We start from the raw sequence: 15,877 nt of genomic DNA, 5'->3' as shown, positions 1-15,877 counted from the left end.
TTTCGCAGCTAGCTCACTTGGGCGTGATGCTTTACGCACAGAAACAGTCACTACGCTTAATCATGGGTGGTAAGAAACAGTTAGGAGGGAGCAACTTGGATATAATCATGCTTGGAACGCTTGCCATATTAACAGCTGCTATGTACGGAATTATTTGCTGGTCGTCTCATGTAGTAGACGAAAGAGAGGAGAAGTGAACATGTCGTTCATTTTGTTAGGTATTTCAGTTCTCGTTTTAATTTATTTAGTATATGTACTGTTAAATCCAGAACAATTTTAATAAGCGGAGGAATAAAACGTGGGAATTTTTCTACTATCAGTTGCGCTGCTGCTTGTTTTTGTAGCCCTTATTGCAAAGCCCGTAGGTATTTATATAGCGAATGTGTTTTCAAACGATAAAAACACTAGCTTGGTAGGGAAGATAGAATCGGTGATGTTTAAAGCGGCAGGAATTAAAGGGCATAATCAGACGTGGAAGCAATATGCATTTGCTCTCGTTTTGGCGAATACGTTTATGATTTTTGTGGTGTATCTTATCTTCCGGTTTCAAGAGGTACTGCCGCTTAACCCAAGCCACATCAAAGGAATGGATCCGGCCCTTGCTTTTAACACGGCCATTAGTTTTATGACAAATACGAACTTGCAGCACTACAGCGGTGAATCAGGTTTGTCTTATTTCTCGCAGATGGCCGCCGTTGTATTTATGATGTTTGCTGCACCAGCAACAGCCCTTGCAGTAGCAATCGCTTTTATTCGTGGGTTGGCAGGGAAGGAAATGGGAAACTTTTTTGTTGATTTTGTGAAATCAATTACGCATGTTTTACTTCCTATCGCTTTTATAACAGGCATTTTATTTGCGTTTTTAGGTGTTCCTCAAACGTTAAGCGGAACGGTGACTGCCCATACATTAGAAGGGGCATCCCAGCAAATAGCAAGGGGACCAGTTGCTTCTTTTCTTTCAATCAAAGAGCTAGGCAACAACGGAGGGGGATTTTTTGGTGTCAATTCAGCTCATCCATTTGAAAATCCTAATGCGTGGAGCAATGTATTACAAATCGTCCTTATGCTTTTGTTGCCAACCGCACTTCCTTTTACGTACGGAAAAATGATCGGACAGCGTAAACAAGGTCGCATCTTGTTTATATCGATGAGTATGCTCTTTATTGTTATCTTAAGTACAGCGTTTGTAACAGAGTGGGGTGGCAACCCTAGACTTGATGCTTTTCATTTGAATGAAGCGAGCGGTTATATGGAAGGGAAAGAAGTTCGTTTTGGTGTCGGCATGTCAACTCTGTACGCCATCGTGACGACAGCAAGTGAAACAGGCGCAGTCAATGCCATGCACGATACCCTTACGCCTCTTACCGGGTTATTGACACTTGGAAATATGATGTTAAATACCGTATTTGGCGGTGTCGGAGCAGGGTTTATGAATGTCATGATGTACGTCATCATCGCCGTATTTTTATCAGGTTTAATGGTTGGAAGAACCCCGGAATACGTAGGTAAAAAAATTGAAGGAAAAGAAATGAAGCTCATTGCCGTGACGCTTATTCTGCAGCCGCTGCTAATTTTAGGGGGAACCGCCGTAGCGCTCACTACTCATTTAGGAATGGAAGGTATATCAAACCCAGGCTTTCACGGGTTAAGCCAGGCACTGTATGAATTTACGTCGTCAGCAGCAAACAATGGATCCGGTTTTGAAGGACTCGGTGACGCAACTCCGTTTTGGAACATTTCTACGGGAATTGTTATGTATATTGGACGCTACTTCGGACTAATTACGATGCTGGCGGTATCGAGCTCACTAGCATCTAAGCAGCTTGTTCCTGAAACACCTGGGACATTTAAAACGGATACGTCTTTATTTAGCGGCATTTTAATTGGAACTACCGTTATTGTAGGGGCACTTACGTTTTTCCCAGTGCTTGTACTTGGGCCGGTTGCTGAGTATTTGACACTGTAATCAAGAAAGCGGAGGATTATAATGAATAAACGGAATTTTATGAATAATCTTGAATTAGATCGTAACAGTCATATTCAAGGTTCTGTAGATAAACAAACTTCATCGATTTTTATTCAATCAGTAAAGCAGGCTTTTATCAAGCTAAGTCCAAGAACGATGATAAAAAACCCTATCATGTTCGTAGTAGAAATCGGGTTTGTTATTACGCTTTTTTTAGCTGTTGTTCCAGACCTTTTCGGAGAAAGTACAGTAAGCGCAGGCTTTAATATTGCCGTATCCCTCGTTTTATTTTTCACAATTGTTTTTGCTAATTTTGCAGAAGCATTAGCAGAAGGACGAGGAAAAGCGCAGGCAAACTCATTAAAGCAATCGAAAGGTGACATTACAGCTAATAAACTTCAAAACGGGCAAATGATACAAGTTTCGGCATCGCAACTAAAAAAAGGAGACATCGTCGTCGTTTCACAAGGCGAGATGATTCCTGGAGATGGAGAAATCATTAAAGGACTGGCGTCTGTTGATGAATCGGCTATTACGGGTGAATCGGCACCTGTTATGAAAGAAGCAGGGGGAGATTTTAACTCTGTAACGGGAGGTACAAGAGTTGTCAGCGATGAAATTACAGTTAAAATTACGTGTGAGCAAGGTGAATCATTTTTAGATAAAATGATTTCGCTTGTTGAAGGAGCAGAGCGTCAAAAAACGCCAAATGAAATTGCGCTAAACACGGTTTTAACAAGTCTGACGATTATTTTCTTACTAGTTGTTGTGACGCTTCCTGTATTTACAAATTACTTACATTTTCAGCTCGACACGGCTATTTTAATTTCACTGCTCGTCTGCCTCATTCCTACGACAATTGGAGGATTATTATCGGCCATTGGAATTGCTGGGATGGACCGAGTTACTCAGTTTAACGTGATCGCCATGTCAGGAAAAGCAGTAGAAGCAGCTGGTGACATCAATACAATTATTTTAGATAAAACCGGCACCATTACGTTTGGAAACCGAATGGCTCATCAATTAACGACTGTAGAAGGCATAGACGAACGTGAACTTTACAAATGGGCGTTTGTTTCTTCTCTTTACGACGAAACGCCAGAAGGGCGCTCAGTTGTTGATTTTATTCAAAACCGTATGGGAGTAGAAGATCTTAGAAAAACGCAGGGAACATTTGTAGAATTCAAAGCTGAAACGCGAATGAGCGGTATTGACTTAGAGAATGTATCTGTACGAAAAGGAGCAGTGGACGCCGTCACGGCATGGGTAGAGTCAAAGGGCGGGAAGGTTCCCTCTGATTTGCAGCAAAAAGCAAACGAAATTGCAGGAGCTGGTGGCACGCCGCTTGCCGTCGCCGATGATGATAAAATCTATGGCTTAATTTATTTAAAAGACACGGTAAAACCAGGAATGAAAGAACGCTTTGATGAACTTCGTAGAATGGGTATTAAAACGGTTATGTGTACAGGAGATAATCCGTTAACCGCTGCAACCATTGCAAAAGAAGCTGGAGTAGATGAATTTATTGCGGAATGCAAGCCAGAAGACAAGATTCAAGTAATTAAATATGAACAGCAGCAAGGAAAGCTAGTTGCTATGACAGGTGACGGGACAAACGATGCCCCTGCGCTTGCTCAAGCTGATGTTGGCTTAGCAATGAACAGCGGAACCTCAGCTGCTAAAGAAGCAGCAAATATGGTGGACTTAGATTCTGATCCCACTAAAATCATTGAAGTCGTTTCAATTGGAAAACAGCTATTAATGACAAGGGGTGCCTTAACTACATTCAGTATCGCAAACGATATTGCTAAGTATTTCGCTATTATTCCAGCCATGTTTACCTTGGCGATTCCGCAAATGGAGGCTCTTAACGTAATGAAGCTGAATTCACCTCTATCTGCCGTATTGTCAGCGCTTATTTTTAATGCGGTCATTATCCCGCTGTTAATTCCCTTAGCCATGAAGGGAATTGCGTATAAGCCGATGAGTTCTAACGCCCTGCTGCGAAAAAATTTGTTCATTTACGGATTAGGTGGGGTATTGGTTCCCTTCATTGGGATTAAAGCGATTGACTTACTACTTTCATTTGTAATGTAGAGGAGAAGAAACGATGATACAAACAGAACGAATGGGAAGCATTATTGTTCGCTTAACAATTATGATGATAATTCTTTGTGGTCTTATTTATCCTGTTGTGATGACAGGCATTGCTCAGACGGCTATTCCAAGTAAAGCAAATGGCAGCTTAATCTATTCAAACAAGCATCAAGTTATCGGTTCTAAGCTGATAGGGCAGCAGTTTACGAGCAATGCATTTTTTCATGGCAGAATCTCTAGTATTGATTATAACGGGGCAGGGTCTGGCTCGTTGAATTTAGCACCTTCAAATAAAGATCTTACGAACCGTATCGAAAGATCAGTAGCGGCGTGGAAAAAAGAAAACGAGGTACCAAAAGGCGGAATTCCAATTGATGCCGTCACAAATTCGGCTTCTGGACTCGATCCGGATATTACGCCACAAGCTGCATATGCACAAGTAGAGCGCGTAGCAAAAGCAGCGCATATTAACACCAACACGCTAAAAGAGCTGATCAAAGAACATACTCAGCAAGGAGCTTTTGGTGCAAAACGAGTAAATGTAGTAGAGCTAAATTTAGCTGTTCAACGAGAGCGCTAATTACATGCACTCGCTTCATGTATTGAAGCGAGTGTGATAAAGGGGCCTGAACAATGAAAGAAAAAGAAGCTCATCCATACTTTCGAAGAAAAACTCCGGAAGAACTATTGCGTGAACTTCATGATCAGAAGCGCGGAAAGCTTAAACTCTACATCGGTGCGGCGCCGGGAGTAGGAAAGACGTATAAAATGCTTCAAGATGCGCAAGATTTAGTCAAAGAAGGCGTAGATGTCGTAGTTGGATATGTAGAAGCACACGGCAGGAATGAGACTGAGGCGATGATCGGAAATCTAGAAGTAATCCAAAGAGAAACCGTTTTTTATAAAGGAAAAGAATTACAAGAGCTTGATTTGCTGGCGATTGTAAGAAGGCGGCCAAAAGTTGTAATTATCGATGAACTCGCTCATACAAATGTGCCGAAAAGCCGCCATAAAAAACGTTTTGAAGATGTTTCTTACCTGCTCAACCAAGGTATTTCAGTCATGTCAGCAATGAATATTCAGCATATGGAAAGCGTACATGATCTCGTATATGCTGTTACCCAGGTAAAAGTTCGTGAAACAGTGCCAGATTTATTTATCCAGCAAGCAGATGAAATTCAGCTTGTGGATGTTACGCCAGAACAGCTGCAAAAGCGTCTTCGTGAAGGCAAAATATACGAAGTTCATAAAATTGAACAAAGCCTGCAGTCTTTTTTTAAGCTCGCAAATCTCCATGCCCTTCGTGAATTAACGCTCAGAGAAATAGCGGATGAAGTGGACGGTAAGCTCATTCATTCCCATGAAATTGGCGTAACAGGTATTTGCGAACGCATTTTAGTATGCATTCAATACAGTGAAACAGCTGAAAAATTGATTCGAAGAGGCTGGAGAATGGCAAACCGATTGAAAGCAGATTTGCTGCTGCTTCATGTTTTTACAGGCGAGCAAACTGAAAGGCAAAAAGCACAAATCAAAGAGTGGCAGGAATTTGCTGATCGCTTTCACGCATCGCTAATTGTTGAAGAAGCTAAAAAGCAAAAACCAGCTGCAGTGATTGTGAACGTAGCCAAGCAGTATCGCGTTACTCAAATCTTACTAGGGCAATCAGCGAGGACAAGGTGGGAAGAGATTCGAAAAGGGTCTATTGTGAATACGATTATGAGACAGACTCATAACATCGACATTCATATTGTTTCAGATTCAGCAAAGCAATGACAATAAAATGGATGTATAATAAAAGGAGAATATGAGTGAATATTGCGTTCTTTTTACTCCCCAAAAAAGAAGTCGTTACCCTGTCGACACAGTCAACTGTCCGTCAAGCATTGGAGAAAATGGAGTATCATCGCTACTCTTCTGTACCGCTCATTAACCAAAAAGGAGAATATGTAGGGACTTTGGCAGAAGGAGACTTGCTATGGAAAATAAAAAGCCTAGAGCATATAGAACTTCATGAGCTAGAACACCTACGAATTGAAGAGGTCCCAAGGCATCGCGATTATGAACCTATCACCATTAATGATGAAATGGAAAGTATTTTGTCACGCGCGTCTGAACAAAATTTTGTACCAGTTGTAGATGATCAAAATATTTTTATTGGACTCGTGCGGCGAAGAGAGATTATAGAGTATTGTATCTCTCAACTTTTTATACATGGAGAAACGCCTTTAAATGTGAAGATTTAGTTAAGTTTGCGTAAAAAACATAATTTTTACATAAAAGGTAGTCTCTTTTTATATAATTAATGTTATAATAAGAGATGTAAAGACGAAACTTGCGTAATGTAAGCCTCTAACATTTGTTAGAGGTTCTTTTTTTACATAACATAAAACATTTGATTTCAGTTCTTTCTATGATTAAGTTAGAATAAGTGTTAAAGTAAGAGGTTTCTTGCTTTTTTACATAAGAAAAGTGAGCTGTACAAAGGAGACAAAGTATATTGACTACGGAAAAAACAAAAAGCGATCAATTACGCAGCATATTCAAAACTATTATCTTCGCTATCGCTCTAGTATTTATGATTCGCGCATTTTTATTTTCTCCGTATATTGTAGAAGGCGCTTCAATGAACCCAACGCTGCATAACGGAGAGCGTTTGTTTGTGAATAAACTGTCGTATTCGCTCCATGATATTCGCCGCGGAGATATTGTGATTATTAAAGATGAGGCTAAGAATAAGCATTATGTAAAAAGAGTAATCGGTCTGCCAGGTGAAAAAATCGAAATGAAAAAAGATCAGCTTTATATTGATGATAAAAAAGTAAGTGAACCTTATTTAAAAACGAATCGTCAAATTGCCAATAACATGGATATGGAGCTCACAGGAGATTTTGAACCCGTTCAAATACCTAAAAACGAAGTATTTGTAATGGGTGATAACCGTCTGTACAGTATGGATAGCCGCAACGGTCTAGGTCTCATTGATGAGAAACGGATTGTCGGAAAAAGCGAATTTGTATTTTACCCCATTAAAAAAATAAGAAAAACAACGTAAAAAGAAATGCCGGCGAAGGTATTTCTTTTTTTGTGCCTATGTCTACTCGGCTTCTAGATGGGCAAGCTAAGGAAAAAAGGTGTGAATTAATTGAAGACAGCCTATGAAAAATTATTTAAACATTTTAAATTTGTTGATGCTCTTGAGATGAAAAACCGATTAGCAATGGGACCTATACTCACATACGCTTCACGGGAAAACGGAGAAATATCCGATATCGATCTGACTTTTTACGAAAAACGAGTAGGGGGCGTCAGTACGGTAATTGTCGGCCCCGCGTTTATCACAGAAAATGGCCAAGTAGCACATGGTCAAATCGGCATTCATCGTGATCAGGTCATACGAAAGCTTCATCAACTAACTCAAATGATTCATAGGAGAGGAGCTAAAGCGATTCTTCAACTATCGCACGGGGGAAGAAAGTGCGTAGAAATGAAAAATAAATGGCAAGCCATTAGCCCAAGTGAAAAGCCTCATAAACGTAAAGGCAAAAAGCCTGTTCAAATGAACGAGCGCGATATAACTTATATTGTTCAAGCGTTTGGCGAAGCTACCACTAGAGCTATGGAAGCAGGATTTGACGGAGTGGAAATTGACGGAGGAAATGAATGTTTACTGCAGCAGTTTATGTCAAGGCAAGCCAATGAACGAAGCGATTCTTATGGGGGAAGCGCAGAAAACCGCTTCACTTTTGCACTTGAAGTTATTCGTGAAGTGACGCGTCGAGCAGCACATGCGGGCAAACCATTTATTGTGGGGTATACATTAGCGCCCAAAGAAAAAGGCTATTTAGGAAATAAAGTGGAAGATACATTTGAGTGGATTGATCGTCTTGTTCATACAGAAATTGATTATTTACATATCAGTGCTTTGCATGAATCTACCTTGGATAGTGAAGAAAATCGTTCACTTCTTTCTTCGATTATTAAGCACGTCAATCACCGTGTCCCTCTTGTAGGTACAGGAGGACTTACGGCAACAGAAGTAGCAGAAGCTTTTGAGCAAGGTCTGGCTTTAATTACGATTGAACAAGCATTAGTCGTACAGCCAGATTGGGCAGAAAAAGTGATAAATAGCGACGAGCCTGCTTCTATGGATATGACGTCATTAGATAAAGATGTGAGTTTGCCTCCTGAAGTGCTGGCTCATTGGAAAGACATGCATAAAAACGACCGCCCTTATTAAGTGAGCGGTCGTTTTTATGTGGTTGACTTAACAAGAAGAATTTTATTTTACTGATACTATAACCAAGCAGCATACATAGACTAAAAGAAAAAATCAAAAACACAGTTGACTTCTAGGAATAGTTAGGATTACAATATAAACAACTTATTCATAAAACGGACAGCTGATCGGACATACCGAAGGCTTCTAGCAAACAACTGTTGGAGGCCTTTTTGTGCTTTCTAACAGAAGATGAAAGTGGAGGGACAACATGAAAAAGTTAATTACGTTTGCACTTATTGGCTTTTTAGCTCAGTTAATTGATGGATCACTCGGAATGGCATACGGGGTGACATCAACTACGCTGCTTTTAACGTTTGGAATTGCACCAGCTGTGGCTTCCGCATCTGTTCACTTAGCAGAAGTTGTAACAACAGCAGCTTCTGGTGTTTCACATATTAAATTTGGAAACGTAGATAAATCGATGGTGTTAAAACTAATTATCCCAGGTTCCATCGGAGCTTTTGTAGGAGCATGCTTTCTAAGTAATTTACCTGGAGATGCAGTAAGGCCTTACGTTTCAACATTCTTATTGCTCCTAGGAGTTTATGTGTTATTTCGTTTTTTATTTACGTTTAAAACAAACGAAGAAAAGAGCACCAAACCTTTATCGACGAAGCAGTCCATTCCGTTGGGATTAATTGCTGGATTTGCTGATGCTACAGGAGGAGGAGGCTGGGGGCCGATAGCAACGCCTGTATTGCTAGCTAAAAAAGGCACAACAGCCCGGAAAGTCGTTGGAACCGTGGATACAAGTGAATTTGCTATTGCCGTCTCGGCTACACTTGGCTTTTTAATTTCTCTTGGCTGGGAGCAGGTAAACTGGTTCTGGGTAGGCGCCCTTATGATTGGCGGAATTATCGCGGCTCCGATTGCTGCATGGTTTGTGCGTATTATCCCGGCTCACTTGCTTGGTTCACTTGTTGGTGGATTTATCATTTTAACAAATGCTCGAACACTCTTAAATACATGGGTATCCAGCAGCTCAACTCAGATAGCTGTATATGCATTCATACTTATTGTGTGGGCCGCAGCGATCATTTACTCACTGTTACAAGGAAAAAAATATAATCAAAATCGAAACGTAGAAGTTTCGTAATAAAGAGGATGGAATAAAAGTAGCTTAGTTAAAGGAAGATCTGAACGCATTTGATTCTTGATGGAGAATCAAATGCGTTCAGATTTTTTTATGGTTAGAGTGAAGGTAGTTTCATGTATGTAGTGGTTTCTAGCTGTTGGTTGGAGGGCAAGGCGAGGACTCCTGCGTGAAAAGCGGAACAGATGAGACCCGGCAGGAGCGGCCGCCCTCGGAAAGCGCAGCCTTGTACGGAAATCAACAGCGGTGTAACAAGGGATCCATGCTAGCGTATTATCCCATTTGTTCGTCTTTAGATTGGGGTGATTTCGTTATGTCTCAATCTCTTTTATTATCTGAATTCCGTAAAATAGAGAAGCGTAGATATTTTTTTTGCGTCTTATGATACAATAGACGAGTTCATTCATGAGTGGGAATACTTTCTAACACATATAAAATTCATTGAATCGTCGAGGTGTGAAGAGTAAGTGGTCTATTTTATTTTAGTATTAGTAGCAGCTATCGAAGTAATTGTCTTATTGATTAATCGACCTGTATTTGCAAACATTCCGTATGTTCAAGTATATATTGTTCCTTTGTTAGTAGTAATTGTCATCACGATGTTGCTTTCGCGAAATCCAAAGAGATTTATGCGGTGGTTTAAACAAGGGCTTATTACGATTTCAGTCGTTGTGCTTGTATTCGTACCGGTTCTCTATGCCAAAAATCTCCCGCTGTATGGTTATAATGAAGCAAAAAAAATGCTTGCGCAAAGAGAACAGCTCTTGCTAAGTCAGTTCCAAAAAGGAAAATACGTATATCCAGCAAAAGACAGCCCTAAAAAATACCGTTATCTATTTAAAGTCAATCGTGGAAACGGCATGCTTGAATATGTATTCGACCCATACACAGGCGGTTATGAAGTTGTGACAGATGTGATAAAAAAATAAAGGTTTAGCTTATCTAAAGCTAAGCCTTTTAATATGAGAAAAATTGAAACTTTTTGAAAATCTGTACGTATTTATTAAAGAACGTTCACAAAAAAGTCACAAAAGGAGTTGCATAATGGGAAAGTTAGAATACCGACTGCTAAAGCCTGATGATACATTTGTATCTATTTATCACTATCAATCTATTGAACTTGAACAAATTTTAGCAAGAAGAGAATGCGAATTTTTTGTTAAAGAAGGAGTAACGTATAAACAAACTTCATCTGCAGTCGAAGATGATATACATATTATTTATGTAAAAGAACATGAACATGGACCGAAAGAGCAAGCAGAAGATGATCACAGAGAGATTACATTAGAAGTCCGCGAACTGAATTCTCTTCGAGGACATCCGATTTTATTCGTCTCTTCATTTCATACGCATTTGGACGTATTAAGCTATATCGGAACAGTTTATACATACTACAATGGATGGGAATGGGAAAGAGACTCTGCGGAAATTGATGAAGATCGCAGCGTGTACAGTTTATATGTAACAAAAACAGGCGTAACGTATGAAGGGGGAAAGGCGTAATGTCAAAAACAAAAAAAATGATGGCCGGGGTTTTGACCACAGCTTTAATGACATCGCTCGTTGCCTGTGGTTCAACTGATCAGGCAAGACCAGCTAAACCGAAAGATAAATCGTGTGACAAGTGGAAATGGGATGAAGATACCCAAACGTACTACTGTTCAGATTCTTCTTCTTCCCACAGCGGCTCATATTATCACGGAGGCCGCTACTACGGCTCTAAAAAACAGTTGACCTCATCATCGGCCTATAAATCATTTAAATCAAGCAGCTCGTATAAATCTGGAATTGGGAGCGGCTCTAAAGGCGGTTTTGGCGGGTAATGCATAAAGAAAAGCGAGAAATGTTTTATAAAGAAATTGAAGATTTTTGGCACGATTTATACGGAACAGAGTATGCTCTTTATGACGTACATATAGAGTCTTCTCATATCATTGATTCTATTAAAGAAGCTTCAAATCAAATTGGGGAATTATTTTTTAAAACTGCACCTTTACTTCGTTCGTTAGATGATCAGACGCTTTTTTCTTTAGGATTTCCAAAAGACAGCCTCCCGTACCTACGACTGAAAACGATGGAAACAGAAAGTGTGATTTCGCGCCTTGATTTTGCTGTTACGACTGATCAAATCAAGCTTTTAGAACTAAATGCGGATACGCCTACGTTCATTAAAGAATTATTTCATGTAAATGAGTTAGTCTGTCGTCATTTTCAAGTGCAAAACCCTAATAAGCTTGAGGAAGAAAAGCTTGCTTTAGCATTAAAACACGCCATTTTTGAAGCTTATAACGAGCTCGATAGAACGAACTATCCAAACGTCGTTTTTTCTTCTCATGATACACATGAAGAAGATAAGCTAACGACTCTTTATTTAATGAAGCTAGCCGATGTAGAAGCTACATACGTTCCATTATCGCAGCTTCTAATTGTCCCTTCCTCTACAGTGGAAGAAGGTGAACATATAGAAGCGGGCGTGTATGATCAATATGGACAAAAAATAGACGTACTTTATCGCCAAACTTATCCGCTTGAACATTTAATTGAAGATGAAGATCCGAGCACGCATGAAAAAGTCGGACACATGCTTTTAACATTGGCACAGCAAAAAAAAGTAGCCATAATCAACCCGCCTTCTGCATTTTTACTGCAGTCCAAAGCCGTGCAAGCACTCATTTGGGCTTTGTATGAACAACATCACCCTTTCTTCACTAAAGAAGACCATCACATCATTGAAACGTACTTTTTACCAACGTATTTAGAAGAAGATCCATTTATTGAAAGAAAACAAGCATTTGTGAAGAAACCATCTTTTGGTCGTGAGGGAGATACCGTTGAAATTTATAATGAAGATGGAATCAAAATAGACGAAGATCAGCATAAAACATATCAAGAATACACGGCTGTGTATCAACAGTTTATTCCATTGCCAACTGCAACGATGAAGACTCAAACGCAAACAATAGAGGCTCATATCATGTACGGGTGCTTTTTATTAAATGGAAAAGCAAGCGCAGTAGGAATACGAGCTGGAAATCAAATTACGGATAACGAATCGTATTATTTGCCGATTGGATTAAAATGAAAAGGGGACTAAAAATGACACAATGGATTGATTGGGCTAGTATAGGGAGTTTTTTATCTCACGTAGCGGTAGGGTTAGGGCTATTATTTATCGGAGTTATGGTATTTGAATTAACAACAAAGTTTAATGACCGTGAACTCATAAAAAAAGGCAATGTGGCGGTCGCTTTGAAGTTATGGGGAAAAGGAATTGGGCTTGCTATTGTCATTTTTACTGTATGGAGCAACAGCTTAAATTTGGTAGATGCAACTCTTTGGGGAGTAGTAGGTATCGTTACTCAAGTAGTGGCATATTGGGTTATTGAATTTATCATGACGCCTAAAACGAGCCTAGCCAAAAAAGTAGAAGAAGGAAATGTAGCGGTTGGAGTAACTCTTTTTGCAGCGTCGGTTGCCGTCGGCCTTATTGTGGCCGGAAGCTTAACATATTAAAAGAAGGCGATTCCTGTTTTACGGGGAATCGCTTTTTTTATGTCCAGATTGCTCGTGTTCACTTAGTAATAATGTACGTGTATTTTCACGATCGGCACGAACAATTTTTTGCTGTGTGTAAAGCGGAATGACAAAGAGCAAAATAAATAAAAAAACATAGCTCATTTTTGTTATCCTCCCATGTAAATTGTAAACGCCTGCTAATAGTGTGTGACAAACAATACGTAAATATAGCATATTTGATTGGATGAACTGGAAAAAATTGAGGGATACAAAAAGAATATAATCTTACCTTCAACAAAAACTAAAAGCAGTATAGAGGCACGTCTTTTATTAAGAAAGGAGTTGGGAAAAGTGAAAAGGTGGCTCATTTTGTGCTTAATGATTATAATCGCAGCTGGATGTGGACGCCCAGATGAAACGTCTCAACCGAGCATTTTCCTTATACCAGAAGGGTACAAAGGATGGGTTATGGTCGAATATGACAAAGATAACGGAAATCCCAGCAAGACAGAAGGAGACTACATTGTATTTAAAGTAAATGACCAGGGAGTCGGGAAAACCAAAACGCTTTTAAGCGGCGGCGGCTGGGCAAGAAATAAATATTTCTATGTAAATAAAAATGGAGAGCGAAAGCAATTGAAGCAGGGGAAGATGATTCATGGAACGACTCAAGGTAACAAAAATCATACGGTAACCTACTTTTTCGTCGGCACCGCAAAAGAGTTCGATAAGGCCGGAGACTATCGAAGAAAACTTACCGAAGAAAGTTCTTCGTAAAAAAAGAAACGTTGCCTCTTCGGCAATGTTTCTTTTCTATCTTCATTTGAATGTGCAAAAGACGGTGTCTTTTAAACGTTGAATTTCGTTTAATGCTTCTTTCTGCTTATGAATTACCCAATCTGGCAATGAATGTTCAACCGACAGCTCGTCGAAACAAGCCCCGCATGTTTTAACTTCAATATAAGATTCAATATACTGAAGGTGATCTAAGTTATAAGCCCAAAGTCGACGTTCAGGGCATATCGTTTCTAAGTAAAGCGGAAGCTGAAAAAAAGGATCTACTGCTTCAGAAAGTTCTAACGGTCCTTGGCTATCAGCATTGGTTACGTCTAGATAACCGCAGTGAGGACACGTGCATGAGTGCGTTGACCCGCTCAATTTTTTATCCAGTTTTACAACTCGCGCACATAGTTCGCAGTTTGGACATTTTACTAAGATAAAATCAAGGAACTTATCTAAAAATTGTTGCTGTATTACTTGCTGATTTGTCATTTTTTGTACCTCTAACTGTCAAACTTTTTTTAGTTACGAAAATAAATCATGAAACCTACATACTATTCATAACACATGATGGGGGTTAAAACAACAAAAACCCTTTTCGACAGAAGGGTTGTATGATATAGTATGACAAATCAGAATAAATAAAGAAAAATGGTGAGAAAAAATGAGTCAAAACGAACAATGGACCTCAAAACTCGGCTTTATCTTGGCATCTGCCGGTTCCGCGATTGGAATCGGAGCCATTTGGAAACTGCCTTATGTAGCCGGAACAAGCGGAGGAGGGGCCTTTTTTTTACTGTTTATCTTGTTTACAGCAATTATTGGTTTGCCGCTTTTGCTTGCTGAATTTGTACTAGGTAGACATACACAAAAGGAAGCAATTCGTGCTTATGATGCAGTTGCTCCCGGTTCTCTATGGAAAGGAATCGGGTATTTAGGTGTGATTACATGCTTCATTTTATTATCTTTCTATAGTGTAGTAGGAGGATGGATTTTACAATATATTTTTGCAAGCGTCACGGGTCAGCTGAATGGAGTAAGTGACTACGGGAGTTTATTTAACTCGACCATTGCCAATCCAACAAGTGCTGTTATCTCTCAATTTGTTTTTCTTCTTTTAACAATTGTTGTAGTCGCAAGAGGCATTCAAAATGGTATTGAAAAAGCAAACAAAATTTTAATGCCTGCTCTCTTTATTTTATTTATTATTATCATTATTCGTTCTTTAACATTAGACGGGGCGATGGAAGGCGTATCTTTCTTTTTGTATCCAGATTTTTCAAAGCTTACATCCCAAACCATTTTGTTTGCCATGGGACAAGCATTCTTTTCGCTTAGCGTAGGCGTTTCAGTTATGGTTACGTACAGTTCGTATCTATCTAAGCAGCAAAACTTGCCAAAATCGGCTATTTCAATTTCAGCGTTAAATATTTTGATTTCTTTACTAGCAGGACTGGCAATTTTCCCTGCGGTCTTCTCAATGGGTGTAAAACCGACCGAAGGACCAGGTCTTTTATTCATTGTATTGCCTTCTATTTTTGAACAGCTTCCGTTCGGAATTGTGTTTCAAACTTTCTTTTTGGCGCTGTTTTTATTTGCCACTTTGACATCTGCGTTTTCGATGTTAGAAATTATTGTTGCTTCTTTAGCCAAAGGAGAGCAGCATAAGCGTATAAAGCTATCTTGGATTTCGGGCTTGCTAATCTTCGTGGTAGGAATACCTTCAGCGCTATCGTATGGTTTATTAAGTGACGTATCGATCTTTGGAAAAAGCATCTTTGACGCTTTCGATTTTCTTGTAAGTAATATCCTTATGCCACTAGGTGCTCTTTTAATCGCCATCTTTGTTCCTTGGAAAATGAAAAAAGATGTGCTAATTGAAGAATTTAAGCACGGTTCAACGAATGTGAAGCGCTGGTTCTCTTTATGGCTTCTTGCTATTCGATACATTGCACCTGTTTTAATTATCATTGTATTTATTAATATGCTAGGCTTTATCTAACGAAAAAACGCTGTTAAAACGCTTGGTTTTAACAGCGTTTTTTTGAAGGAAGAGGAGGAGTATGATGCTTGATTTCTTGTATGATATGTTTGTAGGGGCAGGGGTATTTATTTTATTAATAATTCTGTTGCTAGTAGCGAG

The 15,877-nt window shown here is 39.4% G+C and carries 19 protein-coding genes; 17 read left to right on the top strand and 2 right to left on the bottom strand.

The annotated features are described in order from the left end of the window. Window positions 1-199 precede the first annotated feature (199 nt). The 15 genes from kdpF to ACFX4N_RS09650 all read left to right on the top strand — a co-directional run bounded on the left by kdpF (window position 200) and on the right by ACFX4N_RS09650 (window position 12,951). Window positions 200-280, top strand: coding sequence for a K(+)-transporting ATPase subunit F (kdpF, locus tag ACFX4N_RS09720; protein WP_063611563.1), 81 nt, complete (start codon window positions 200-202; stop codon window positions 278-280). A 24-nt stretch (window positions 281-304) separates the two neighbouring features. Further along, on the top strand, window positions 305-1,966 hold the full coding sequence (gene kdpA, locus ACFX4N_RS09715; protein ID WP_192100480.1) for a potassium-transporting ATPase subunit KdpA: 1,662 nt from the start codon (window positions 305-307) through the stop codon (window positions 1,964-1,966). Window positions 1,967-1,987: 21 nt separating this feature from the next. Next, window positions 1,988-4,063: a potassium-transporting ATPase subunit KdpB gene (gene kdpB, locus ACFX4N_RS09710; protein WP_057273484.1), complete on the top strand. Its 2,076-nt coding sequence runs from the start codon at window positions 1,988-1,990 to the stop codon at window positions 4,061-4,063. 13 nt (window positions 4,064-4,076) lie between these two features. Continuing rightward, a complete protein-coding gene (kdpC, locus tag ACFX4N_RS09705; protein ID WP_192100302.1) occupies window positions 4,077-4,643 on the top strand; it encodes a potassium-transporting ATPase subunit KdpC in 567 nt (188 codons plus the stop codon). Window positions 4,644-4,696: 53 nt separating this feature from the next. Further along, the gene (gene kdpDN, locus ACFX4N_RS09700; RefSeq protein WP_192100303.1) at window positions 4,697-5,839 is read left to right on the top strand and encodes a KdpD-like non-kinase potassium sensor; all 1,143 of its coding nucleotides are present in this window, start codon (window positions 4,697-4,699) and stop codon (window positions 5,837-5,839) included. A gap of 35 nt (window positions 5,840-5,874) precedes the next feature. Next, window positions 5,875-6,309, top strand: coding sequence for a CBS domain-containing protein (locus ACFX4N_RS09695; RefSeq protein WP_057273481.1), 435 nt, complete (start codon window positions 5,875-5,877; stop codon window positions 6,307-6,309). Window positions 6,310-6,563: 254 nt separating this feature from the next. Further along, complete coding sequence (lepB, locus tag ACFX4N_RS09690; RefSeq protein ID WP_013057720.1) at window positions 6,564-7,118, top strand: signal peptidase I; 555 nt, start codon at window positions 6,564-6,566, stop codon at window positions 7,116-7,118. Window positions 7,119-7,208: 90 nt separating this feature from the next. Next, window positions 7,209-8,303 carry an oxidoreductase gene (locus tag ACFX4N_RS09685; protein ID WP_057273480.1) on the top strand — a complete coding sequence of 365 codons (1,095 nt, stop codon included), beginning with the start codon at window positions 7,209-7,211 and terminating at the stop codon, window positions 8,301-8,303. Between the two features lie 250 nt (window positions 8,304-8,553). Continuing rightward, a complete protein-coding gene (locus ACFX4N_RS09680) occupies window positions 8,554-9,441 on the top strand; it encodes a sulfite exporter TauE/SafE family protein (protein ID WP_013057718.1) in 888 nt (295 codons plus the stop codon). 136 nt (window positions 9,442-9,577) lie between these two features. Continuing rightward, entirely contained in the window at window positions 9,578-9,823 is a 246-nt protein-coding gene (locus tag ACFX4N_RS09675) for a hypothetical protein (protein ID WP_080518343.1), read from the top strand. 82 nt (window positions 9,824-9,905) lie between these two features. Beyond that, window positions 9,906-10,367, top strand: a complete 462-nt coding sequence (locus ACFX4N_RS09670) for a hypothetical protein (RefSeq protein WP_013057717.1) — start codon at window positions 9,906-9,908, stop codon at window positions 10,365-10,367. 115 nt (window positions 10,368-10,482) lie between these two features. Further along, the gene (locus ACFX4N_RS09665) at window positions 10,483-10,941 is read left to right on the top strand and encodes a hypothetical protein (RefSeq protein ID WP_053487435.1); all 459 of its coding nucleotides are present in this window, start codon (window positions 10,483-10,485) and stop codon (window positions 10,939-10,941) included. Continuing rightward, window positions 10,941-11,261, top strand: coding sequence for a hypothetical protein (locus tag ACFX4N_RS09660; protein WP_013057715.1), 321 nt, complete (start codon window positions 10,941-10,943; stop codon window positions 11,259-11,261). The genes ACFX4N_RS09665 and ACFX4N_RS09660 overlap by 1 nt, the downstream gene beginning before the upstream one ends. Further along, entirely contained in the window at window positions 11,261-12,520 is a 1,260-nt protein-coding gene (locus ACFX4N_RS09655) for a glutathionylspermidine synthase family protein (protein WP_192100304.1), read from the top strand. The genes ACFX4N_RS09660 and ACFX4N_RS09655 overlap by 1 nt, the downstream gene beginning before the upstream one ends. A 14-nt stretch (window positions 12,521-12,534) precedes the next feature. Further along, entirely contained in the window at window positions 12,535-12,951 is a 417-nt protein-coding gene (locus tag ACFX4N_RS09650; RefSeq protein ID WP_057273477.1) for a DUF350 domain-containing protein, read from the top strand. An 18-nt stretch (window positions 12,952-12,969) separates the two neighbouring features. Here the strand turns inward: ACFX4N_RS09650 and ACFX4N_RS09645 are convergent, their stop codons facing one another. Further along, window positions 12,970-13,116, bottom strand: coding sequence for a hypothetical protein (locus ACFX4N_RS09645; RefSeq protein WP_016764718.1), 147 nt, complete (start codon window positions 13,114-13,116; stop codon window positions 12,970-12,972). Window positions 13,117-13,305: 189 nt separating this feature from the next. Here ACFX4N_RS09645 and ACFX4N_RS09640 point away from each other — a divergent pair, with 189 nt between their 5' ends. Further along, window positions 13,306-13,731, top strand: coding sequence for a DUF6843 domain-containing protein (locus ACFX4N_RS09640; RefSeq protein WP_013057712.1), 426 nt, complete (start codon window positions 13,306-13,308; stop codon window positions 13,729-13,731). 42 nt (window positions 13,732-13,773) lie between these two features. On the opposite strand, the gene ACFX4N_RS09635 is transcribed toward ACFX4N_RS09640, so the two are convergent. Beyond that, a complete protein-coding gene (locus ACFX4N_RS09635; RefSeq protein ID WP_013057711.1) occupies window positions 13,774-14,226 on the bottom strand; it encodes a hypothetical protein in 453 nt (150 codons plus the stop codon). Window positions 14,227-14,398: 172 nt separating this feature from the next. Here ACFX4N_RS09635 and ACFX4N_RS09630 point away from each other — a divergent pair, with 172 nt between their 5' ends. Then, window positions 14,399-15,736 (top strand): sodium-dependent transporter, encoded by a 1,338-nt coding sequence (locus ACFX4N_RS09630; RefSeq protein WP_014459442.1) that lies wholly within the window; start codon window positions 14,399-14,401, stop codon window positions 15,734-15,736. Window positions 15,737-15,877: the final 141 nt, after the last annotated feature.

This window comes from Priestia sp. YIM B13551 (genome assembly GCF_042787905.1).
In the GTDB taxonomy this organism is placed as follows: domain Bacteria; phylum Bacillota; class Bacilli; order Bacillales; family Bacillaceae_H; genus Priestia.
This window is presented reverse-complemented; position numbering and strand designations above follow the sequence as displayed.

Excerpts from the sequence above, each read along its gene's own strand:
- ACFX4N_RS09665 (WP_053487435.1), top strand. The coding sequence starts at position 10,483 with ATGGGAAAGTTAGAATACCGACTGCTAAAGCCTGATGATACATTTGTA.
- ACFX4N_RS09680 (WP_013057718.1), top strand. The coding sequence starts at position 8,554 with ATGAAAAAGTTAATTACGTTTGCACTTATTGGCTTTTTAGCTCAGTTA.
- kdpDN (WP_192100303.1), top strand. The coding sequence starts at position 4,697 with ATGAAAGAAAAAGAAGCTCATCCATACTTTCGAAGAAAAACTCCGGAA.
- kdpF (WP_063611563.1), top strand. The coding sequence starts at position 200 with ATGTCGTTCATTTTGTTAGGTATTTCAGTTCTCGTTTTAATTTATTTA.
- ACFX4N_RS09635 (WP_013057711.1), bottom strand. The coding sequence starts at position 14,226 with ATGACAAATCAGCAAGTAATACAGCAACAATTTTTAGATAAGTTCCTT.
- kdpB (WP_057273484.1), top strand. The coding sequence starts at position 1,988 with ATGAATAAACGGAATTTTATGAATAATCTTGAATTAGATCGTAACAGT.
- kdpC (WP_192100302.1), top strand. The coding sequence starts at position 4,077 with ATGATACAAACAGAACGAATGGGAAGCATTATTGTTCGCTTAACAATT.
- ACFX4N_RS09630 (WP_014459442.1), top strand. The coding sequence starts at position 14,399 with ATGAGTCAAAACGAACAATGGACCTCAAAACTCGGCTTTATCTTGGCA.
- ACFX4N_RS09655 (WP_192100304.1), top strand. The coding sequence starts at position 11,261 with ATGCATAAAGAAAAGCGAGAAATGTTTTATAAAGAAATTGAAGATTTT.
- ACFX4N_RS09645 (WP_016764718.1), bottom strand. The coding sequence starts at position 13,116 with ATGAGCTATGTTTTTTTATTTATTTTGCTCTTTGTCATTCCGCTTTAC.
- ACFX4N_RS09660 (WP_013057715.1), top strand. The coding sequence starts at position 10,941 with ATGTCAAAAACAAAAAAAATGATGGCCGGGGTTTTGACCACAGCTTTA.
- ACFX4N_RS09650 (WP_057273477.1), top strand. The coding sequence starts at position 12,535 with ATGACACAATGGATTGATTGGGCTAGTATAGGGAGTTTTTTATCTCAC.